This is a genomic window from Enterococcus sp. DIV1444a (assembly GCF_051712125.1).
Classification (GTDB): Bacteria; Bacillota; Bacilli; order Lactobacillales; family Enterococcaceae; genus Enterococcus; species Enterococcus faecalis.
In genome coordinates this window covers 1193940-1215088 of record NZ_JBIOOG010000001.1, presented here as the reverse complement: position 1 = coordinate 1215088, position 21149 = coordinate 1193940, and the positions used below count along the sequence as shown (strand labels likewise).

Here is a 21149-nt window from a genome sequence, read left to right as displayed (position 1 = left end):
CCCTCCTACACAAATCGGTTAGGATAGCGAATCGTCAAGCGGAAGTCGCTATCTTTGGCTTGAATATACAGCGGTTCATTGGGATATAGATAAAAATCGTTCATTGGTCGAATCATCGGTGCACCATTTTTTGTCAGATAAAAATTTTCAGTATCAATGATAATTTCCGAACGATCAAAGTCTCTTAAGTTAATTGTATCGTTCCGTGTTTTAATCCAAACACCACGTCCGGTTCCTGTTAAAATAATGGTCGGTTTGACTTTTAATCCTTCGACCGTAGGATAAATTTCAATTGGCCGAACTTCTTTGCCTAAATCCCCCATCGTGTAAGCCCGATTTTGAAACGTAATCATGGTTGATCCCCAATAGGCCCCGCCTTCAATTAAAATTGGAAAATCAACTGCACCTGAGCCTGTATTCCCCATTAAGTAATTCGCTTGAAATGTAATGGTTGGCGAACCCCACATCACACTAGTCGCATCACTCCGTGTGTATTTATACGGATCAGAAAGCAATAAAGTAAAGGTGCCTGTTACTTGGTTAACGCCTTCGGGTACATCACTCACTGAAGACTTACTGCCAAACCACAGCATTTCCGGTTCATCGTTAAACCAAATAGAAACGTCTTTTTCCGTAAATAAAGCAACGTTTAAATGATTAAATGCATCTCGAAATGCTTCATTATTCACAGCTGAAAGGCGATATTTAACTGTTAATTCTCGTTCTGGAATCCGCGCATAAACGTGACGTTTGCCATCACGAATCCCTAATTGATAGCTTTCAATTTCGCTTGGAACTAATTCTCGTCCTGAAACTGATAATGTTTGATAGCCAGGGATGACTTTTTCTAAAAATTGGCCATTAAAGTTCAACGCTTCTGAAGGAAGAGGCGTTGAACGAGTTGTTTGATTGGTATCAACAAATTTATACATGTTATCCTCTCCTTCCTAAGCGGTTATTTTGTTTCACTTGTTGTCGTTGTAACTCTGTTGCTAAATAAGGTGCCGTAGTTGCTGCGACAACTTTTCCATCTAACGTTGACTCTACTGTCACAAATAATGGTCGATTGTATGCATCATTTTCTAAACGATGGTCAATCGTTGCCGTGAAGTTTCCTCGACCAGCTAAGTCCAAGGCAAAATCATTTAACAGCGGTAAATCTAAAATAGCAGCCATTGCTCTACTAACGGCTGTTTCTCCTGCATAAATCCCCGTGGCAATCGTGCCGCCGAAATTCAATTTATGCAAATCAGATAAGGGACCTTCTTTTGCTGGTGAAAATGGTAAAAAGTTACGAATTTTACTGACGACCCCATCGATTGCTTCTTTGGCTTTTCCAATTGCGCCTGTAATTCCATCAGCAATCATGCCGACAATATTCGCACCGGCATCAGTGAATTTTGAAAACCAACCTTGGATTGCTTGCCAAGCACCTTCAATTACAGAACCAATGGCATTTTTTACCTGATCGGCTGCATTGATAACGCCATTTTTGATATTTTCAACTAACTGTCCTCCTGAAGCTAACAGTTGACCAAAATAAGAACCAATCTTCGTGATCATTTGTGAGATTAATGTTCCTGCTGCGGACAACAAGGCACCCAATAGACTGAGTACACCATTAATTAAGGCTTGAATCAGTTGAATCCCAGCACTTAACAACTGTGGCAACGCATTGATTAACGCACCCATTAAAGCGGTAATTAGCGTAATTGCTGCAGTAACCAGTTGCGGTAAAATTGAAATAATCCCTTGGATCAAAGCCATTAGCAATTTGACACCTGCGCTGATGATTTGTGGTAAGGCACCAATTAAGGCATTTACCAATGTCAAAATTAAGGTAATAGCTGCCGCAACTAAGGTTGGTAAAATCGAAATAATTCCTTGAATTAACGCCATTAACAATTTGACACCGGCGCTGATAATCTGTGGTAAGGCACCTATCAACGCTGTCACTAACGCTAGAATAATTGTCAACGCTGATTGAATTAACTGAGGTAAAATTGTCATAATCCCAGTGATTAATGCCATCAAAATTTGTAAACCAGCAGTCAAAATCAACGGTAACATCGTAACAAATGCATTGACTAAGGCCGTGATAATTGAAACACCTGCTGTAACTAGCATCGGTAACGCTGTGACAAAAGCTGCTACTAATGTAGTGATGATATTAATCGCTGCAGTTGTAATTGTTGGCAAGGCGGTGACAATCGCATTAACTAAAGTCATTAATAAGCTCAAACCAACTTCTATCAACATTGGTAAGACTGTTGTAATCCCCTGAATCAACGTAGTAATAATTTGTGTTGCCGCTTCAACTAAAAGTGGCAAATTGGCAACGATCGCACCAACAATTAACGTAATTAAACTAGATAACGCTGTGACGATACTTGGAATAGCTTCTGTTATTTTCCCGAGAATACTGGTTAAGACGGTTGTAAAAAGTTGGATAACTTTCGGTAGATTGGCCGCAAGCATTGTTGTAACCGATGTAATCGTGTTACCTAAATTATCAAAGACTTGGGTAATACCACCCGCACTCAAATCACCGGTTTTCATCCAGGCCGTCACGAATGAAACAATCAAGGAAATAATTAGACCAAACGGCCCAGAAATTCCTAATGCAGCCAGTGCAACTTTTGTCAGAACTTTTACCAAAAGACCAACCGCTAAACCAGCTTTGTCAAAGGTGCCACCAAATTGCCCTAATAAGTTACTACCTAATTGCAAACCGCTGGCAAAAACGCCTGCTAGCACACGACCAATTGTTGAAAAAATAGTCGCCATTTTCTCTAAGCCTACTGCAAAAAATTGTTTAAAAACTGCCATTACTTGTTGAAAGGCCGGCTGGATCTGTTGTAGCAGTCCTACCAATTTGCCAAACGCCGCTGAAACAGCTCCTTGAATAGCACTAGCTAAGCGATTGATACTATTTCTAAATGTTTCATTGGTTTTATAGAAATAAATAAACGCTGCTACAGCTGCTAAAACGGCTGCGACAATTAAAATTAATGGTCCTCCACTTAAGGCACTAAAACTAGCACTTAGTTTTGATAAGCCGCCACCTAACTTCCCAATGTTTCCTTGTACAAGAGCCAAACCAGCACTAAATTGTTGAAATTTTTGCTGAGCCATCGTTACCATAATCAGCATGGGCCCAATGGCGGCCAAAATGCCCATAATGGCAACAATTAAAACTTGGACGGGTTTTGGTAATTTGATAAATAAATTCACCAAAGCTGTAATGCCTTTGACGACTGTGATAACCACTTGAACCAAAATTTCCATTCCTGGAGCCAGCACGCTTTGAATCACTTGTGCCGCCGCTTCAAATGATTGATTCATCTGATTCAATGCCCCTTGCAACTCGCCTTGCAATGAATCAGAAATTCCTCCTGCACTGGCCATAATCAGTCCTTGCATTCCCTGAAATTCGCCACTGACCCCAGCACCGACGCCCATAGCTGTTTTTAAAACGTTCAGCATAGGTAAGGAAACGGCACTAGTCATGGCCGTCCCAAAGCTCAGCATATTATTTTGTGCATTAGTAAAGCCATCAGAGGTTTCTTTCCCCGCTTTTTTAGCTGCTTCACCGGCTTGTTCAGCAGAATCTGTTAACGCTGTGTTCATTTGATCTGCTGCCTTTGCTGTTTCGTCTCCTGTTTTTTTCACTGTTTCTCCAGATTGTTGCATGACGGTTTTAAATGTGTTCATGACCGTGGCTGACTGATTGACACCCGCACTAATTTTCCCTAAATATCCACTTAATAAGGCATACTCACCGCTCATACTTTTTAATGCTTGTTGGACGCCTGCAAGGCTTTTCTTTGCCTCCGATAACGGCGTTTTTTCTTTGTCATTCTCCATCTACTCTCCTCCCTTCTCGATAGCGGCGTAGACGCTCTGCCACAGTGGCAAGTTGCGTTTTTTTCCGCTCATTTAATTTTGTTCGTTGTGGCTGGTTAACTGCCAGAACTTCAGCAACTCGTTTTTCATAATCATAAAAACTTTTAAAGCTTTCAAAAACGGGTTTTCCTTTTTTGTTTGTCGCTTGCGCTTTAACATTTAAGTAGGCAAGCTCGTGCCTTTTCCGCTCTTCATCTACTTCTGCTAAATTAAAAGCAATCATTCGTAATTCAAATTCAGACATGGTCATCTGATCCACTTCTTCAAATGAACGACAGCCTAAGTAGCGAAAAGCAGAAAGAGCGATGTCGTGATACACGTCATCGCTCGTTTTAATTAGTTGGTTGCTTGCGCTTCTGCTTTCTTCGCTTCTTTGCTGAACTGATCGATCATTGGTTTTGTAAGAGGTTGCTTTCCCATTTCTTTAAGCAAATCATCTGAAAGTTTTTTGACATCTTGGGTCATTAACCATGCTTCAATTTCCGACTTACCTATTTTTAATTGCCCACTTTGTAAGGCTTCCATGATGTCAACTAAGATTACTGGATTGTATTGGCGTAAATAAATCATTGCTGAACTGATGCCCATGCCGAATTTGGCAGCGCCATTCTCAATTTGGTAACGTTTATCTAATTCGCGAATCGCGCCAATCGTAAATTTCACTTCAATTGTTTTTCCGTTAATCTCTAAATTCATTTTTTATCCTCCTAAAATTCAACACTTTTTGATTATGCGCCAGGTTGTGGTGCTTTATCTGGCACGGTATCTTGGAACGCATATTGTGCTTCCGCAATAATATCTGCTTCTACTGTTGCAAAGCCATCTTGTGGTTTGCCATTAATAGAGGCTTCTGTTTCGATTTCTACTAATTCTTCTACATTGGCTGGTAAACTCCATGAATTTACATAACCTTGGGCATAAATTGCTGGATATTTACCTTCCGCATTTTTTTCACCTTTTAAATCAACATCCCAAAATTCCATTAAGATGCCATCTTCAACTGCGTCTTTCATGTATAAATTTTCATCATCTCGAGAGGCTAAACCGCTTAACGATAACGTAACTTCTAAACCAGAAACAGCATTCGCAACGCCATCTTTTGTTTGCGTACCGCTCGATTCACGTGAGAATTCCCATTCATGTTCAATTTGAAATAAGGGTTTCATTGCTTTCTTTGTCGCTGCTTCATCCAAGCGACGGACTAATAAAATACGGTCTTTTCCTTGCATAACTTCTCCCATTGATAATTCCTCCTAATAAAATTGCATGTGTAATGGTAGTACAGCATGCCAAATTGTTTTTTTCATTTGTTTGGTATCTTTTACCATTTGTGCTTTGACTTCTTGATGTTTGATACCCCAATTAAAATGAGCCGTTCGTTTTAAGTTACTGGTTGCCTGCCGTAAAATCGTTCCTTTAATTGTAGAAATTTGTTGACGTTCAGATAACGCACCATAAACATGAATCATTAATTCAATTTCTCCCAAAATAGCTGATTTAGTTGATTTAGGTAATTCTTTACTATCGCCTAAGCAAACAAATGGCTGATCTGGTAAATCTGTCGGCAGTTCCTCTAGCAACAAAAATCCTGACGTCTGGCAGATTGCAACAAGTGCTTCATATAACTCTTGTTCCGCTTCATTCATTTTTAGCGCCACCTTTCCATTCAAAAGATTCAGGATTGGTTAACAAATTGGCTCTCTTCTAGTCAAAATGAAGGATCTTGAAAGTAGCCGGCATTTTCTGCTCCTTCATAACTGACACAAGAAAGCAGTCAAAATCATAGAATTTCGTGTCTTCATTTCTTTTTGAGTTGCCTCACGTTTATCTATCTCTTTCGACACTATTAATTTACCATGTTGACACCTGAAAAAATTCCACGCTTTTTCCATGTTTACATCCCTAGTTCATCTGCCACTGCTTCAAAGAAATGATTTCTTAATTTATAGGCTTGGCTTTTACTAATAAATAATTGCTGGGCAAGTCCAATTAATGTTAAAGAGGGCCGTTTTTTCATATATAGTTCTTCAATAATCACGCGCGTTTGTTCATCCGCTTCAGCTAAACAACTTTTGATAATGTCTCGATTTCTCTCTAAATTCCACAGACGACGATCCATAGCTATCGTAATCGCCATTCGTTCGGTCACTACAGAGTGAAGTCCTTGTCCTTTAATACCAGCATTTAAATCCGCTTCTTGATAAGGGTGCCGTAATTCTTCTTCCCGTTGACGGATATACTCATCTGTTTTATAAAAGTCTGCTAAAATATCTTTGATATAGTTAAATGTTGACGTACGCATTGGTTAGTCTCCTTTACTTTTATTCATTTAAAAGTGTTAATCGATAAATAAAATAACACTCTTTCGACATGTCTAAGCCGTGACGAATCGCTTCATCTGAATAACCGAGCCAAATTAAATAGAGATACTCGCTTTTTGTAAACGATGCGGCCTTGATGGATTGGATGGGTCTTGATTGATCCATCGACCAATCACCGATTGCTTGTCCTAATTCTTGAATTTTCTGCATAATAGGTTTATTTTTCTGACTTGTCCAATCGGGATATTGATTCATTAGTTGTAAGAGTCGTTTTCTTTTTTGTGCTTTTTCGCTTTGTTGCTTTGAAATATCTTTAAATACAACGCTTTTCATTTCAAATAAATCTTTTTTACGTTTTATTAAATTACTCATGTTTACGGCCTTCTCTTTCACCAATTAGATAACCTAACATCAGTGTCATTGTCCAAAAGATAAACCCAATAATAATTGTTAACATATTTATTTCACACTCCTCATTCGTTTGTCTGTTGTGTCTTTATATTGGAAAACATAGCCACTGGCGTGCTTCATTAGACGAGAAATAATACGTGTTCCATAGGCCGCCACTAGTTGTTTTCCAGAAAAATTAGTAGTAAAAATAGTTGCTTTATTCTGTCTAGCTTCTAAAATTCGATTTAAGATATCATTATTAAAATCCGTACTAACTTTATTTTTAATTCCTAATTCAGCACCTAAATCATCTAAGACCAAAACATCTGCTTTCTTCATTCTAGTAATATACGCTTGAGCCTTTGCTTGGCTTTTGGCCGACTCATTCATGGACATTTTTAGTTTTTCTAATAACTCAGAGTAGCTGACAAATAAACAATACTTTTGATATGCAGAGCGTTCTAAGACTTCATGTAAAATACTGATAGCCAAATGACTTTTACCGACACCCGGTTTCCCTGAAAAAATAACGTGGATTGGCTTTCCTTCAACAATCGCTGAAACTGCTGCTAAGGCCCGTTCTTTTGCTTGTCTTGTTTCTAATTCAGTGGTTTGGTAATTGGTTAAGCGACATTGCCGTAGCGCATCATCAGCAATTAAGGACCCTTGATGAAAAAATTTTTGTGTACGCGCTATAAAACTCTCTTGAGAACGTTGTTGAGTGGCTTCTTGTTCATGTTTTTTTAGCATTTTATACCCACACGACCAACAAGTTGGGGCACAACGTTCTGTGCCATCTTTATTTTTCTGTTGCCAAACATATTGTTCACTGCCACATTCAGGACAACGGTCTTCAACTTTTTCTAACAATTGACTCAATAGTACTTGAAAAGTTTGATCTGTCGCATGCATATTGATTTCCTCCTTTCTTTAAAAACCTAACTCTTGATATTCTTCTGTCATTTGTGGCGCATGCTCCAACACTTGTTTTTTATCATTTACTAGAACTGCATGTACGGATAAATAATTTTGTTGTTCCCAACTTTTCAAAATAGCATTTACATAGCCATAATTCCGTTTATTTCGATCAACGGCAATCCCTAAAGCATGCAAGATTAATTGGCATGCTTCCTCTTGGCTAGCCCCTTTTTGAATAAAATCTTGCAACCAATACTTAAAATCTTGGCTTGTTTTTGAAGCTAGAGTGCCAAAGCCGTTCTCCTCGTAAAAGTGATAAATCATCTTTAAACAGTCGTTTTCTGAACTACTACCTTGACTCTGACCTAATTTAGACTGGACTAAGCTTTCCTGTGGTAACCGTTGGTAGTCAGCTGGTTGACCACTAATAGACGATTCTGTTTGAAACGTATAAGCTTTGCTATTTTTTTCAACAATCTGATTTTTTTCTTCTTGATACAAGGTTGGTTTGTAACGATCACTGCGAATATAATTATGAATTTTCCAATGTTTGATAACGATCACGCCACTTTCAAATACTAGAATAAATTTTTTAACCATTAGCAATTTTAGATCGTCTTCCCCACAACCAACCATTCGCTGCAATTTTTTGGGATTATTGATAAATCCATCATCATCGGCACGCATCGATAAATGAAAATACAGGGCCTGACTTGATAAGGGCATATCTAAAAACGCATCACTATCAATAATCGTTTTTGCAAACATGCGTCGTTCTGCCAATCCGCTTCTCTCCTTTTGACTAAATTATTGTTATTCTGTTAGTAATTCCATGAAGCCAATCATACCAATCACGATGGCCCCAATTTTTATTGAGACACTGCTTATTAATAAAATAATTGCTAAAAGTAACATATCCGACAACGTTTTTTTATAGTTCCGACTCATTTCTTCACCCTTTCCACCAAAATACGGTTTTCCGAACAAGATGCTCAAAAAAATTTGTTCAGTTAACCGAACATCTGAATGGCTCTATCTTAGCACCAAATATTTTCACTGTCAACTCATAAGTTCGGTTTTATGAACAGGTGATTTTAATTGAGATTGTTACTTGCCTTCTCTAAACAGATATAGTATACTTTGAGGCAATAGGAGGTTCGGAAATATGAACATTTTTGCTATCCGTTTAAAAGAGGCTTTAACAGCCAAGAACATCAAACCTAGTGAATTAGCGAAAAAAACTGGCATCGGTAAATCTTCGATCAGCGATTGGCTAGCTGGTCGTTACGAAGCGAAACAAGACAAAGTTTATCGCATTGCAGATGCATTAGACATTAATGAGGCCTGGTTGATGGGACAAGAGGTTCCCATGGAAAAAAATGCCTCAACTATTGACCGCATTTATAAAAAATTAGAGCCCCAACGACAAGCCATCGTTTATCAATTTGCCGAACAACAATTACACGAACAACAAACGCAAGCAGAAATTCTCTCATTCCCTCGCCGTGACGAAATGACACTGGCTGCCCACGCTGGGGATCCAGAAAAGATATTTTCAAAAGAAGAAATCGAGAAAATTCACGATTACTTGGATGAAATTGATGCCAAATATCAACAATCGATTTCTTCTGACAAAAAAGAGGATTAACTTCCCATCTACTCTTTTTTATTAAGTAATGGCAGGTGAATGGTAAAGTGAATGATTATGAAAAACTCGTCAGTTCCATTCAAAAGGATGTGACAGTTTTGGAGATTGATTTATACAATCAAACAGGTTGTTATGGGTTGTATCGAAATGGTAAAATTTATATTGAAAAAACATTAAGTACTCGTCAAAAGAAGCATATTTTAGCCGAAGAATACGGACATTATCAAACATCCGTTGGCACTATTTTAAATCAAAATTGTACAGAAAATCGGAAGCAAGAGTTGAAAGCCCGCAATGTGGCCTTAGAGCAATTAGTTACGTTAGACGATTTAATTCGTTGCTCTGAAGCTGGCTTAAGTAACCATTATTCTTGTGCTGAATTTTTGGAAATCGATGTTGAAACATTAAAAAATGTGATTACGTACTATCGACAAAAGTATGGCGCCACTTATCTTTATAAAGGACGAATTTTTGAATTTAAGGATTATTCTGTGATGGTGTTAAATACTGGGTTAACTTAAAAAGCATGGAACAAAATCCTTATTGATTTTGTTCCATGCTTTTTAAGTATTCTCGAAATTTCAAGAGCGGTTTTTGTACCAATGGTTAATATGTCCAACGCCAAGCATAAGATTGGGAACAAGTATAAGGACGAATATAAATGACGGACAAAATCCGATGAACTGAATAATGCGTTCCCGCATACTATGTAGTACAAAGAAGAAAAGAAAAAAGTACAGGAAACTATTGCCTGAACCCATTTCTTTTAAATAACGATCTCCATTTTTATAGAAAGCAATAATCCTTTTCATCTTTGCACCTCCATGACTATTTTATCAAGAAATCATGAAAAGAAAAAGCACACCATTCGTCTGGTGTGCTTTTTCTTTTTAATTATTCACCTTGATTCAACTTACGAATCAACTCATCAATGTGATTTCCGTATTGGACAGATTCGTCTCTTTCAAAAATCAACTCTGGTGTTTTATACAAGGTTAACCGTTGTCCTAATTCTTTACGAATCAGTCCTTTGGCTTTGTCTAAGCCTTGTTGAGCTTTTTGTTGTTCGGAAGCTAAATCAGATAACAAGCTGTAATAAATCGTTGCTTGTTGTAAATCACCGGTCACACGAACATCTGTAATAGTGATGCCTTGGACGCGTGGATCTCTGATGCGTTTGTTCAAGATATCATTCACTTCACGCATGATTTCTTGGCCTACACGACGGTCACGATAATTTGCCATAGTGTCTTCCTCCAATTACTAAAATTATTGTTTGATTTCTTCCATAATGAAGCCTTCAATCGCATCATCTACACGTAAATCATTGAAGTTTTCAATCATAGCACCACATTCAAAACCAAGTTTGACTTCTTTCACGTCATCTTTAAAGCGTTTCAAGCTTGCTAATTTACCTTCATAAATAACAATACCATCACGAATGACACGCACGCCACTATCGCGGCGAATAAAGCCTTCTGTAACATAACAGCCAGCGATTGTGCCAACTTTAGATACTTTGTATAATTCACGAACCGTCATTTGACCCGTAATTTTTTCTTCAAATTCTGGATCTAATAACCCTTTCATCGCTGTTTCGATTTCTTCTAGGGCTTTATAGATAATGCGGTGTAAACGAATATCAACTTCTTCTTGTTCTGCTTGTTGTTTCGCTTGTGGTGTTGGTCGAACGTTAAAGCCGATAATAATCGCATTACTTGCTGCGGCTAAAGTTACGTCGCTTTCATTGATGGCCCCAACTGCCGCGTGAACAATTTTCACACGAACGCCTTCTACATCAATTTTTTGTAAACTTGCTGAAACGGCTTCGGCAGATCCTTGTACGTCTGCTTTGACAATGATATTAACTTCTTTTAATTCGCCTTCTTTTAGGCTTTCAAATAAGTTATCCAATGTCACACGGCTACTTGCTGAACGTTGTTCAAGTAACGCACGTTTAGCCCGTTCTTCCCCTGCTTGACGTGCTGTTTTTTCATCTTCAAAGACCACAAAACGATCACCCGCTTGAGGGACATCATTTAATCCGGTAATTTCCACAGGAGTTGCGGGTCCTGCTTCTTTGTCACGGCGGCCCATGTCATTGGTCATCACACGAACACGTCCGTAAGTATTACCAACCACGATTGGATCACCAACATGTAAAGTTCCTTGTTGAACGAGTAATGTCGCAACCGGACCTTTCCCTTTATCCAAGCGCGCTTCAATCACTGTTCCAATTGCTTTTTGCGTTGGATCAGCTTTTAAGTCTTCTACTTCAGCAATCAATAAAATATTTTCCAATAGCTCATCAATGTTTTGATTGAATTTCGCTGAAATATTGACGAAAATCGTATCTCCGCCCCATTCTTCAGGAATTAATTCATGTTCGCTTAATTCTTGTTTCACATGATCAGGATTCGCACCAGGCTTATCAATTTTGTTAACTGCTACAATAATTGGCACTTTTGCCGCTTTGGCATGGTTAATCGCTTCAATTGTTTGTGGCATTACTCCATCGTCCGCTGCCACAACTAAGATGGTAATATCAGTGATGCTGGCACCGCGCGCACGCATACTAGTAAAGGCCGCATGTCCTGGTGTATCTAAGAATGTAATTGGTTTGCCATCAATATCTAACTGATAAGCACCAATATGCTGCGTGATTCCGCCCGCTTCACCTGAAGTCACACGAGAATGACGCAATGTATCTAATAATGTTGTTTTCCCGTGGTCTACGTGTCCCATGATTGTGACAACAGGGGGACGTGTAGTTAAGTTTTCTTCAACAACTGCTTCTGGTTCGAAGAATTTATCAATGTCCGCAATATCAACTTGAACTTTTTCTTGCGGTTCCATGCCATAGTCCACAGCTAATAATTCAATTGTATCTTTATCTAAGGCTTGGTTTTGGTTAACCATGACACCCATCATAAATAATTTTTTGATGATTTCCGCTGGTTCGCGGTGGATTTTTTTCGCAATATCCGCCACGTTCATACCTTCTGTATATTCTAAAACATCTGGTAATTCACGGAATTTACGTGCTGGTACTGCTGGCTTCGCTGATTCTTGTTGATGTTTGCCTTTTTTCCCTTTTTTATTGAAACGATTGCGGTTTTGGTTATTAAAGTTATTCCGGTTATTACGATTTTGACCGCCACCAAAATTGTTGTTACGGTTTTGGCCGCCACGGTTTTGGTTGTTCCCGCCATTGTTATTTTGGCTGGTCCGATTTTGATTAGTTGTAGAACCGTTATTGTTTTGGGTATTGCGGTTTTGATTGTTTGTATTTGTTTGATTGCTACGGTTTTGTGTGTTGCTTTGGCCGTGACGATTTTGGTTGTTGTTGTTTCTTTGTTGTCCATTCGTTGATTGATTGTTTGGACGATTTTGGTTATTTCTTTGTTCACCAGGTTTATTGTTCATTGGTTTCTTATTGGCTGGTTTATTTTGTGTTGTTTGTGGCTTTTGGTTGTTTGTTGCTTTTGATTGAGTATTTACGGTACTTCCTCCTCCGAATGCTTGACGAAGCTTTGTTTCTTGCTCGGAACTAATTGCGCCCATATGGTTTTTAACATCCATACCTAATTGATGCGCTTTATCGACAACGTCTTTGCTTGCTTTATTCATTTCTTTTGCTAGTTCATAAATTCTTTTTTTTCCCATGCAATCACCTTCCTAACCTTTTAGTAATTCCTTGATTTTGGTGGCAAATCCTGCATCAGTTACTCCGATAACCATTCGTGGTCGCCCAATCGCTTGGCTGAGCTCGAATTGACTGAACAGTTCGCTAACAGGAACATTATAATAAGAACTTTTGTCCTTGATTTTCTTTCTAGTATTCTCACTGGCATCTTGCGCAACAAACACAAATTTCGCTTTGTTGGCACGAATATCTTTAAGGGTTAATTCCTCGCCTGTGACTAATTTACCGGCGCGCATTGCTAAACCTAAAAGGTTCAAAATTTTAGTTTTATTTTCCATCGCCAAACAACTCTTTGCGGGCTTTTTGATGCGTTACATAATCCAATAGTTCTTGATAAAATTCATCACTTAATTTTGTTTCTAAGACACGATCAAGAATTTTTTTATCCCAAGCTTTTTGGACTTCCGCAGGATCCAAATCAACGTAAGCGCCACGTCCAGGTAATTTACCAGTTGGATCTAAGGCCACTTCTCCTTCTTTGGAGCGAGTAATTCTGACTAATTCTTTTTTCGGTTTCATTTCGCCTGAAACAACCGATTTACGCATTGGAATTTTTCTCTTTTTCATTTTTTCACCCTCCAAAAACGTTATTCTTGTTCAGGTAATTCTTCTGTAATTTCTGCTTCAACAACTGCTTCTTCCGCAGCCAAGTTTTCGTAATCATCTGCCGTCATATCTGAATGGATAATTGCTTCATCCATTTCTTCTGCCACTTCGGCAACTTCTTGGTTGGCTTGTTGTTCATAAAATTCAGCCATATCAGATTCTGATTTGATATCGATTTTATGGCCCGTTAATTTAGCAGCTAAGCGCGCATTTTGACCACGTTTACCAATTGCTAATGACAATTGATAATCAGGTACAACGACTGTACATGCTTTGCTATTTTCTGGATCAAAAATAACATCTAATACTTGAGCTGGATTCAAGGCATTACTAATATAAATAGCTGGATCTTCGTTCCATTCCACAATATCCATATTTTCGCCTTTTAATTCATTCACAATCGCTTGGACACGTTGGCCTTTTGGACCGACACAGGTACCCACTGGGTCAATATTAGGATCTGTTGAACGAACAGCTACTTTTGAACGATCGCCAGCTTCACGAGCGACGCTTACGATTTCAACAATTCCATCATAAACTTCTGGAATTTCTTGTTCAAAAAGACGTTTTAATAAATCTGGATGACTACGGCTTACAAAAACTTGTGGGCCTTTTGATGTGTTTTCAACACGTGATACGTAAACTTTAATCCGATCATGCGGTTGGTAAAATTCATTTGGCATTTGATCTTGTTTTGATAAGACTGCTTCGATTTTACCTAAGTTTACATAAATATAACGACGATCTTGACGTTCAACAATTCCTTGCATGATGTCATTTTCGTATTCGCTAAATTCATTATAAATAATTGTTCTTTCTGCTTCACGGACACGTTGTAAAATTACTTGCTTTGCTGTTTGGGCAGCAATGCGGCCAAAGTCTTTTGGCGTAACTTCAAAACGAATTTTGTCGCCGATTTCATATGCACCATTTAATGCAACGGCATCTTTTAATGAAACTTCCAATTGTGAATCAAATACTTCTTCTGTTACTTCTTTGACAGCATACACGTGAATATTGCCTTTTTTTGGTTCAAATTCAACTTCGACGTTGCTTGCTTGTCCATAATGTCTTTTATATGCAGAAACTAAAGCTGCTTGTAACGCTTCAATCACCGTATCTTTAGGAATCCCTTTTTCAGCTTCTAATACGTCTAATGCATTTAACATTTCTTTGCTCATTGTTTTTCTTTTCCTCCTATGGATTCGTTAAAGCTGAACGAGTGGTTCTTCTTCCAAGGGAAAAACTTCTCGTTAAAACTTGTCACAGGCCCGGCTAAAAGTAAAACTTTTAGTGGACCCTTTTTTACATTCGAGTCTGTTGATTAAAATTGAATGGCTAAACGAGCTTTTGCGATATTTTTACGTTCAAAAGTCATTTCCTTCACTCTGGTTTTAATTTTTACACTTAATGTTAATTGTTCTGAATCAAGATGAACTAAGGTACCTTCAATCTGTTTTTCTCCATCAACTGCTTGATAAAGAGAAATATGAATGTACTTACCTACCGCTTGTTCATAATCGCTTTCTTTCTTTAACGGACGTTCTGCTCCCGGAGAAGAAACTTCCAGAAAGTACGCTTGCGGAATTGGATCTGGATCCATTGCATCTAGTTTTTCACTTAATTTTTCGCTGACAAAGGCACATTCCTCAATATCAATGCCACCTTCTTTATCGATAAATACTCGTAAAAACCAATTTTTTCCTTCCTTAACAAACTCTACTTCCACAAGTTCAAAATTTTGTTCTTCTAAGATTGGTGTGACTAACTTTGTTACAGTTTCCACAGCACTACTCAAAATTTTCGCCTCCTTCGAGATTGATGTAACGAACCGTGTTCTGATGACTTTTCCATCAAAAAGAGTGAGCAGAAATCCGCTCACTCCCAACTAGTATCATTACGCTAAAGATAGTATAGCACAGAACCACTCCAAACTCAAATGAACAAGCTAAATCTCTCGAAATTTGCACATTTTGTCTCGATTACTGAAACTATCTAAGCGATTATTTTTTCGTTTTAAAATAGATAAATACTCCTTGAATCAAAAGAAGGCTACCTAAGAAAAGAAATGCGTTTTCTTTTGTTTCTCCTGTTTTTGGCAATTCTTTATTACGAATCGCCTGTTTTTCATGGTTTTTTGAAGTAATGACTGTTTCTGTGGTTGAATTTGTGGTAGTATCTGTTGTCCCACTCGTTGGTGGTGTGGTACTTTCTATAGGTTTTTCTGGCGTATAGTGATTAGTAAATACTTGACCTCCATCATACTGAATAGTTGCCACGAGATTTCCTAAAAGTGCCTCGACGGTTACTTGAACTTGAAGATTATGCGTATCGTAGGAAACACCTGCCTGTTGCGTGTTTACTTCCCGAATGGTGTATTGATAGTTTCCAGGAGTTTCAAAGGTTAATGGTGAAAATTGAATTTTCCCTAAAGTATCGTTACTAACCGTTTCTAGTACTGTACCTTTCTCATCTAACAATTCAAATTGAAATTCAGCATCCTTCAGTGGTTTTCCTAAAAGAACTTTTCCAGCTAAAAATGAAGCAGCGACTGGTTGATATGAAATCTTATGATTCACAACAGTTTTCAGTGCAACTAAGTTTTTACCAAAGTCTTCAGGTGTTATTGAAATCTTGTTTTGCGAAAGTTGGTAACCGATAGGTGCTTTGGTTTCTACTAAAGTATAGTTATCTTTTAACAAGCCTTTAACAATCGCTGTTCCGTTTTGATCTGTTGTGATTTTGGCCACTGTTTGATTGGTTGAGTTACGAATGAGTTCAAACTCTGCACCTGCTAAACGCTGGCCTGCTTCATCTTCTTTATGAATTTCAACAACATATTGTTCACCATTGGCTTCTCCACCACCCGTTTGTGAGACACGACTCACTTCGACTTCTTCCACCACCGTTTGATTTTCTGTTAATTTTGCATAATTTGTGAAGGTTTCACCTTTTTCGGGAAGATGATCGATTTTGGTTTTATAGGTGATACGATATTCATTAGTCCCAATATTGCCAAAATGCACCGAAAAATTGCGGTCACCAGGACCATACTGTACAGCCAACTGACCAGTTATATCTTCCTCTGGCGTGAACTGCCAAATAGCATTTCCATCCAGTGCCCATTGTCCTCGTTCAATTTTCATAGTGTCTTTCATATAACTTAAACTTGCTGTTTTTAGCACATCTTCCACTTCTAAATCAGTATACGTTTGCCCTGTTGGATTAATCCGTAGTACATTGTAAATTTCGGTTGGATCGTCTTCGATAAACCACGAATACTTGCTAAATTTTTCGTTAACATCATCGCCTTCACCTTGGTAATCAAGATCGCCAGCAAATATTTTTTCCCCTTCAACCGTGACGTAAATAGGAATCTTGGATTCATTTTCCACATTTTCGAAATCAATCAAACTTGTAAAATATAAAGACCCACTAATATTGGCATGGTTTTCTACGTAATCTGTATACGTTAACGTGACCGTTTTATTCGCTACATCGGTCTGTGCGATTGCAACCACAGCACCTGTATCATCTACTACATTAAAGGTCATATTTTTATCGAGACGTAGCTCTTCGGGCAAAGTAATCACACTCGTATCCCCACTATTAACGGTATTATCCGGTAAGTTGAAATTAATCCGGAGGTAGATGTCTGTATATTGATTAATGGTCCCAAGTGGGTTTCCTTCTTTGTCCGTTAGCTGAATCGCTGTCACAATGTTGCCCACTTGTTTACGCGGCACTACGTTTGGCGTAGCAGAAATTTGATTGGTTTCACTGGTACTAGTTGGTTCCGTTTGCGCATATCCTGTTTCAAGTTTCAGAAAAGGCGTTATCAGTGCCGACAAAAGAATGAAAAACATTCCCCAATAGACAAAACTTCTTTTTTTCATTTTTATTCAATCCTTCCTATCTAAAATAATTGGTTAGGTTTATACTATCAAGGATTAACTAGGTGCAAGTGTTTTTATTTTTCCCAACAATAAAAAACAAAAAACACCGAACCAAAATAATTTTGGCTTGGTGTTTTGCTCCTAATGTCTTTTCTTATAAAACCATAATTGAACTTTTTCAGAAATGGTTGATAAATGTTGGAAAGTTGAGTCTGCTGCAAAGAAAAGAATGGCTAAAAGTAACAAGGCTGTTGGCGATACCGAAGTTAACGAGAACAAGTTTTTCATGGAAATACTTGTAATAACCATTCCGATTAAACAGCCAATCATTACGCGCTTGCGGTAACGATTCATTGGTGAACTAATTTTATAAAGAACCATAAAACCGACTGAAACTAGTAACAATGTTGCAGTTGTTGAAATGTCCGTTTTTTGAAGTGCAAGAATATCACCACAAATTAGTAAGGCACCGACTACTAACATATCCGTTAACCCACCAGGAATTGCTTTTGATAACACATTGAAAAGAAATTTCCCTTCAATGCGGCGATGATTTGGTTCCAAAGCTAGAAATGTCGAAGGAATACCAATTGTAAATAAACTAATCAATGTGACTTGTGTCGGTTGTAAAGGATATGTCACGGCAAAAATCATAGCAAAGACAGACATCAGCAAGGAGAAAATATTTTTTACAAGGAATAAACTTGAAGAGCGTTCAATGTTATTAACTACTTGGCGGCCTTCAAAGACAACCTCCGGCATCGTTGAAAAATCAGAATCTAACAACACAACTTGCGAGGCTTGTGCTGTAGCTTGATTTCCTGAAGCCATGGCAATACTACAATCTGCTTCTTTCATGGCTAAAATATCATTGACTCCATCCCCTGTCATCGCCACTGTATGATCTAATTTTTTCAACAATAGCACAAATTGTTTCTTTTGTTCTGGCGTGACACGACCAAAAACGGTGTATTTTTCTAAAGCTTCTGTCTGGGCTTCCATTGTAGTTAATGTTCGCGCGTCCACATAATTTTCAGCACCAATAATGCCTGCCGCTTGTGCTACATTGGATACTGTTAAAGGATTATCACCAGAAATGACCTTAATGGCCACATTTTGTTCAGCAAAATATTCAAAAGTTGCTTTGGCTTCTTTACGAATCGGATTCCAAAGAAGAATGTAGCCTAGAGGTTGAACCTCTGCTGCCAACGTTTCCTGAAATTCTCCTAAATACTTTCCGAACACCAATAAGCGATAGCCTTGACTTGTATAATGTTCCACTTCAGATTGATACATTTCATAATTGTCTCTCAAAATCATCTCTGGCGCCCCAAGAATATACGTCGCTTCTGGGAAAGTCACGCTACTAAATTTTTCGACAGACGAAAACGAGGTATAGCTAACGGCTTCCCTCTGATTATTAGTAACAAAAAATTCTTTCATCGCTTTCATCGTATCATTGTCAGCTGACATTGTTCGGCAAAAATCGCCAATTAATTTTTCGATATTGGTTAAGTCTGTACCCTCATTTTCGATACTCACCACAGGAACCAACTCTTGGACTTCCATCGTGTTTTCAGTAATTGTTCCTGTTTTATCTACACATAACACATCAACACGTGCTAAGGATTCGATACTTTTCATGTTGTGCAATAAAACGCCGCGCTTTGCTAAGCGCATTGTGCTGGCAGCTAATGCAACGGTTGTTAAAAGGTACAACCCTTCCGGAATCATCCCAATCAAGGCAGCTTCCATGGAGACAATGCTATCATGAAGCCCTTGATGATTGATGAAATAACTTTGGAAAAATAGAACACAGCCAATTGGGATAATAATAATCCCTACCCATTTCACCAAACGGTTAATGGAACCGACCATCTCTGATTGTTCCCCTTTTTTAATTGACTTCGCTTCAAGCGTTAATTGATGAACATAGGCCTCAGCGCCAATTTTATCAATTCTTGCATAACAAGAACCTGACACAATAAAGCTACCTGACAAAAGTTGGCTATCTGCTACTTTGGTAATCTCATCAGATTCCCCAGTTAACAAGGATTCATTCACACGGACTTCACCAGATAAGACAATCGCATCTCCAGAAATCTGTTCACCCGATTTAAAGAGCACCACATCGTCCAAAACCAGTTCATCTGGCGAAATTTCTTGCTCTTGGCCATCCCTCACAACGGTTACTTTTGTAGCGTTTAGAATATTTAAGCTATCTAATACTTTCTTCGACTTAATTTCTTGGTAAATTCCAATGACCGTATTAATGATTACTACTGGCAAAAAGGTCATATTTTTATAAGATTGTACCAGCATTAATAACACGCCTAGTACCACAAAAATTAAGTTGAAATACGTAAATACGTTATTAATAACAATCTGTTTCGTCGTGATAAACTCAGTATCGACGGCGGCGTTGACCAAGCCTTTTCGCTGTCTTTCTTCCACTTGTGCGGCAGTCAAGCCTTGTTTATCTTCTGGATAATAGCGTTCCGCATTAGCAGTCGCTACTATTGTTTCATTTTCTTGCATTTCTTTTTTCCTTCTCAAACACATCACCTCTTGTTCTAGTCGACTCTTTCATCGTCTCCTTCTATCTCACAGTATAGCACTGAATAAAAATTTAGATAACAACTAGCGTCCAACTATAGAAAAAAATTATACATTTCCTAAACATTGTCATTTTCCGGAACAAGCTAACGCAAAACCTTTTCATTTACTTGTTTTTCCTTTACTATAGTAGAGAAGAAATATCAAGAAATGAGGAACAATTGATGGCACAGAATCACGTAATTAAAGTTAGTAAAAAAACATTAGCAGAGATGACCACTGTTTATCAACCCAATCGTTTAAATAAAACGGTCCCTTATACAGTCTTTGTGGCCAAGGTTGGCACCACTACCATCACCGCCTATCAATCAGGTAAAGTCATGTTTCAGGGACCTCAAGCTGAAAAAGAGGCCGCTCGTTGGGAAGGAACGAGTACCATACCAGAGAAAAAAGTTTCCTCCCAGACTACAGTGCTGCCTGCTGATTTTAGCAACTGGTCAGTGATAGGTTCCGATGAAGTCGGTAACGGTAGCTATTTTGGTCCAGTAACTGTCTGTGCTGCATATGTTGACAAAAGCATGATTAGCAAACTAAAAGCATTAGGTGTTCGTGATTCCAAAGAATTAACCGACCCACAAATCATTCAATTGTCACATGTCATTAAAGAACTGATTCCTTACAAGTTATTAATCGTTGAACCAAAAAAATACAATGAGATCCAACCAAACTACAATGCTGTACACATGAAAGTCGCTTTGCATAACCAAGCGATTTATCTGTTGCTACAAGAATTGGCTCCCACAAAGCCAGAAGGGATTTTGATTGACCAATTCACGCCTGAAAATAATTATCAGAAATATGTTCGTAATGAAAAAAATCAAGTCACTGAAAAATTGTTCTTCGTCACTAAAGGAGAGCAATATCATGTTGCCGTTGCTGCCGCCTCTATTATTAGCCGCGCTGCTTTTTTAGAAGAGTTAGACAAAGAATCTGCAGAATTGGGTTTCTCTGTGCCCTCTGGTGCTGGCAGCAAATCAGATCAAGTAGCCGCCCGTATTCTGAAAAAAGGTGGCCTAGACTTATTAGCGAACTATGCGAAACTGCATTTTGCAAACACCCAAAAAGCCCAAAAGCTACTATAAATAAACAACAAGCAAAAGTCCCAGCGCTGATTAGTGACGCTGGGACTTTTGCTTGTTGTA

The 21149-nt window shown here is 38.3% G+C and carries 23 protein-coding genes; 3 read left to right on the top strand and 20 right to left on the bottom strand.

Going from position 1 to position 21149, the window contains the following annotated elements; genetic code table 11:
* Positions 1–5: 5 nt before the first annotated feature.
* The 11 genes from IGI87_RS06060 to IGI87_RS06010 all read right to left on the bottom strand — a co-directional run bounded on the left by IGI87_RS06060 (position 6) and on the right by IGI87_RS06010 (position 8531).
* Positions 6–932 carry a distal tail protein Dit gene (locus IGI87_RS06060; RefSeq protein WP_438736456.1) on the bottom strand — a complete coding sequence of 309 codons (927 nt, stop codon included), beginning with the start codon at positions 930–932 and terminating at the stop codon, positions 6–8.
* A gap of 1 nt (position 933) precedes the next feature.
* Positions 934–3867: a phage tail protein gene (locus tag IGI87_RS06055; protein ID WP_438736455.1), complete on the bottom strand. Its 2934-nt coding sequence runs from the start codon at positions 3865–3867 to the stop codon at positions 934–936.
* Entirely contained in the window at positions 3857–4225 is a 369-nt protein-coding gene (locus IGI87_RS06050; RefSeq protein WP_104854620.1) for a hypothetical protein, read from the bottom strand. Before IGI87_RS06050 ends, IGI87_RS06055 begins: the two co-directional genes overlap by 11 nt.
* Before the next feature lie 17 nt (positions 4226–4242).
* Complete coding sequence (locus IGI87_RS06045) at positions 4243–4602, bottom strand: tail assembly chaperone (RefSeq protein ID WP_002357848.1); 360 nt, start codon at positions 4600–4602, stop codon at positions 4243–4245.
* A 32-nt stretch (positions 4603–4634) separates the two neighbouring features.
* Positions 4635–5147 (bottom strand): phage major tail protein, TP901-1 family, encoded by a 513-nt coding sequence (locus IGI87_RS06040; RefSeq protein WP_002381948.1) that lies wholly within the window; start codon positions 5145–5147, stop codon positions 4635–4637.
* Between the two features lie 12 nt (positions 5148–5159).
* Complete coding sequence (locus IGI87_RS06035) at positions 5160–5576, bottom strand: hypothetical protein (RefSeq protein ID WP_164982873.1); 417 nt, start codon at positions 5574–5576, stop codon at positions 5160–5162.
* 224 nt (positions 5577–5800) lie between these two features.
* The gene (locus tag IGI87_RS06030; RefSeq protein WP_113793888.1) at positions 5801–6208 is read right to left on the bottom strand and encodes a RinA family phage transcriptional activator; all 408 of its coding nucleotides are present in this window, start codon (positions 6206–6208) and stop codon (positions 5801–5803) included.
* 19 nt (positions 6209–6227) lie between these two features.
* Positions 6228–6620 carry a hypothetical protein gene (locus IGI87_RS06025; RefSeq protein WP_438737405.1) on the bottom strand — a complete coding sequence of 131 codons (393 nt, stop codon included), beginning with the start codon at positions 6618–6620 and terminating at the stop codon, positions 6228–6230.
* Positions 6621–6686: 66 nt separating this feature from the next.
* On the bottom strand, positions 6687–7529 hold the full coding sequence (locus IGI87_RS06020; RefSeq protein WP_113793887.1) for an ATP-binding protein: 843 nt from the start codon (positions 7527–7529) through the stop codon (positions 6687–6689).
* Positions 7530–7547: 18 nt separating this feature from the next.
* A complete protein-coding gene (locus IGI87_RS06015) occupies positions 7548–8303 on the bottom strand; it encodes a DnaD domain protein (RefSeq protein ID WP_438737403.1) in 756 nt (251 codons plus the stop codon).
* Positions 8304–8348: 45 nt separating this feature from the next.
* A complete protein-coding gene (locus IGI87_RS06010; protein ID WP_438736454.1) occupies positions 8349–8531 on the bottom strand; it encodes a hypothetical protein in 183 nt (60 codons plus the stop codon).
* Between the two features lie 169 nt (positions 8532–8700).
* Between IGI87_RS06010 and IGI87_RS06005 the strand changes: the two genes are divergently transcribed.
* Together IGI87_RS06005 and IGI87_RS06000 are read left to right on the top strand one after the other, a co-directional pair.
* The gene (locus IGI87_RS06005) at positions 8701–9183 is read left to right on the top strand and encodes a helix-turn-helix domain-containing protein (protein ID WP_002357856.1); all 483 of its coding nucleotides are present in this window, start codon (positions 8701–8703) and stop codon (positions 9181–9183) included.
* A gap of 35 nt (positions 9184–9218) precedes the next feature.
* Positions 9219–9704 carry a toxin gene (locus IGI87_RS06000; protein ID WP_162782438.1) on the top strand — a complete coding sequence of 162 codons (486 nt, stop codon included), beginning with the start codon at positions 9219–9221 and terminating at the stop codon, positions 9702–9704.
* Positions 9705–9764: 60 nt separating this feature from the next.
* On the opposite strand, the gene IGI87_RS05995 is transcribed toward IGI87_RS06000, so the two are convergent.
* The 9 genes from IGI87_RS05995 to IGI87_RS05955 all read right to left on the bottom strand — a co-directional run bounded on the left by IGI87_RS05995 (position 9765) and on the right by IGI87_RS05955 (position 19953).
* Positions 9765–9995 carry a hypothetical protein gene (locus IGI87_RS05995; RefSeq protein WP_438736453.1) on the bottom strand — a complete coding sequence of 77 codons (231 nt, stop codon included), beginning with the start codon at positions 9993–9995 and terminating at the stop codon, positions 9765–9767.
* 82 nt (positions 9996–10077) lie between these two features.
* On the bottom strand, positions 10078–10428 hold the full coding sequence (rbfA, locus tag IGI87_RS05990; RefSeq protein WP_002360497.1) for a 30S ribosome-binding factor RbfA: 351 nt from the start codon (positions 10426–10428) through the stop codon (positions 10078–10080).
* A gap of 24 nt (positions 10429–10452) precedes the next feature.
* The gene (gene infB, locus IGI87_RS05985) at positions 10453–12849 is read right to left on the bottom strand and encodes a translation initiation factor IF-2 (RefSeq protein ID WP_016617896.1); all 2397 of its coding nucleotides are present in this window, start codon (positions 12847–12849) and stop codon (positions 10453–10455) included.
* A gap of 12 nt (positions 12850–12861) precedes the next feature.
* Entirely contained in the window at positions 12862–13167 is a 306-nt protein-coding gene (locus tag IGI87_RS05980; protein ID WP_002357860.1) for a YlxQ-related RNA-binding protein, read from the bottom strand.
* Positions 13157–13456, bottom strand: a complete 300-nt coding sequence (gene rnpM, locus IGI87_RS05975; RefSeq protein ID WP_002363794.1) for an RNase P modulator RnpM — start codon at positions 13454–13456, stop codon at positions 13157–13159. Before rnpM ends, IGI87_RS05980 begins: the two co-directional genes overlap by 11 nt.
* Before the next feature lie 20 nt (positions 13457–13476).
* A complete protein-coding gene (gene nusA, locus IGI87_RS05970; RefSeq protein ID WP_002357862.1) occupies positions 13477–14676 on the bottom strand; it encodes a transcription termination factor NusA in 1200 nt (399 codons plus the stop codon).
* A gap of 143 nt (positions 14677–14819) precedes the next feature.
* Complete coding sequence (gene rimP / locus IGI87_RS05965) at positions 14820–15293, bottom strand: ribosome maturation factor RimP (RefSeq protein WP_002357863.1); 474 nt, start codon at positions 15291–15293, stop codon at positions 14820–14822.
* Positions 15294–15498: 205 nt separating this feature from the next.
* Complete coding sequence (locus IGI87_RS05960) at positions 15499–17391, bottom strand: Ig-like domain-containing protein (protein WP_438736452.1); 1893 nt, start codon at positions 17389–17391, stop codon at positions 15499–15501.
* Positions 17392–17532: 141 nt separating this feature from the next.
* A complete protein-coding gene (locus tag IGI87_RS05955; protein ID WP_421503597.1) occupies positions 17533–19953 on the bottom strand; it encodes a cation-translocating P-type ATPase in 2421 nt (806 codons plus the stop codon).
* A gap of 218 nt (positions 19954–20171) precedes the next feature.
* Between IGI87_RS05955 and rnhC the strand changes: the two genes are divergently transcribed.
* Positions 20172–21089, top strand: coding sequence for a ribonuclease HIII (rnhC, locus tag IGI87_RS05950; protein WP_438736451.1), 918 nt, complete (start codon positions 20172–20174; stop codon positions 21087–21089).
* The last annotated feature ends 60 nt before the right edge of the window (positions 21090–21149 follow it).

Bases quoted from the DNA above. Each gene is read 5' to 3' on its own strand.
- IGI87_RS05980 (WP_002357860.1), bottom strand. From the start codon at position 13,167: ATGGAAAATAAAACTAAAATTTTGAACCTTTTAGGTTTAGCAATGCGC.
- IGI87_RS05955 (WP_421503597.1), bottom strand. From the start codon at position 19,953: ATGTGTTTGAGAAGGAAAAAAGAAATGCAAGAAAATGAAACAATAGTA.
- rnpM (WP_002363794.1), bottom strand. From the start codon at position 13,456: ATGAAAAAGAGAAAAATTCCAATGCGTAAATCGGTTGTTTCAGGCGAA.
- IGI87_RS06015 (WP_438737403.1), bottom strand. From the start codon at position 8,303: ATGTTTGCAAAAACGATTATTGATAGTGATGCGTTTTTAGATATGCCC.
- IGI87_RS06030 (WP_113793888.1), bottom strand. From the start codon at position 6,208: ATGCGTACGTCAACATTTAACTATATCAAAGATATTTTAGCAGACTTT.
- IGI87_RS06055 (WP_438736455.1), bottom strand. From the start codon at position 3,867: ATGGAGAATGACAAAGAAAAAACGCCGTTATCGGAGGCAAAGAAAAGC.
- IGI87_RS06005 (WP_002357856.1), top strand. From the start codon at position 8,701: ATGAACATTTTTGCTATCCGTTTAAAAGAGGCTTTAACAGCCAAGAAC.
- IGI87_RS06020 (WP_113793887.1), bottom strand. From the start codon at position 7,529: ATGCATGCGACAGATCAAACTTTTCAAGTACTATTGAGTCAATTGTTA.
- infB (WP_016617896.1), bottom strand. From the start codon at position 12,849: ATGGGAAAAAAAAGAATTTATGAACTAGCAAAAGAAATGAATAAAGCA.
- IGI87_RS06060 (WP_438736456.1), bottom strand. From the start codon at position 932: ATGTATAAATTTGTTGATACCAATCAAACAACTCGTTCAACGCCTCTT.
- rnhC (WP_438736451.1), top strand. From the start codon at position 20,172: ATGGCACAGAATCACGTAATTAAAGTTAGTAAAAAAACATTAGCAGAG.
- IGI87_RS05995 (WP_438736453.1), bottom strand. From the start codon at position 9,995: ATGAAAAGGATTATTGCTTTCTATAAAAATGGAGATCGTTATTTAAAA.
- rbfA (WP_002360497.1), bottom strand. From the start codon at position 10,428: ATGGCAAATTATCGTGACCGTCGTGTAGGCCAAGAAATCATGCGTGAA.
- IGI87_RS06040 (WP_002381948.1), bottom strand. From the start codon at position 5,147: ATGGGAGAAGTTATGCAAGGAAAAGACCGTATTTTATTAGTCCGTCGC.
- IGI87_RS06045 (WP_002357848.1), bottom strand. From the start codon at position 4,602: ATGAATTTAGAGATTAACGGAAAAACAATTGAAGTGAAATTTACGATT.
- nusA (WP_002357862.1), bottom strand. From the start codon at position 14,676: ATGAGCAAAGAAATGTTAAATGCATTAGACGTATTAGAAGCTGAAAAA.
- IGI87_RS05960 (WP_438736452.1), bottom strand. From the start codon at position 17,391: ATGAAAAAAAGAAGTTTTGTCTATTGGGGAATGTTTTTCATTCTTTTG.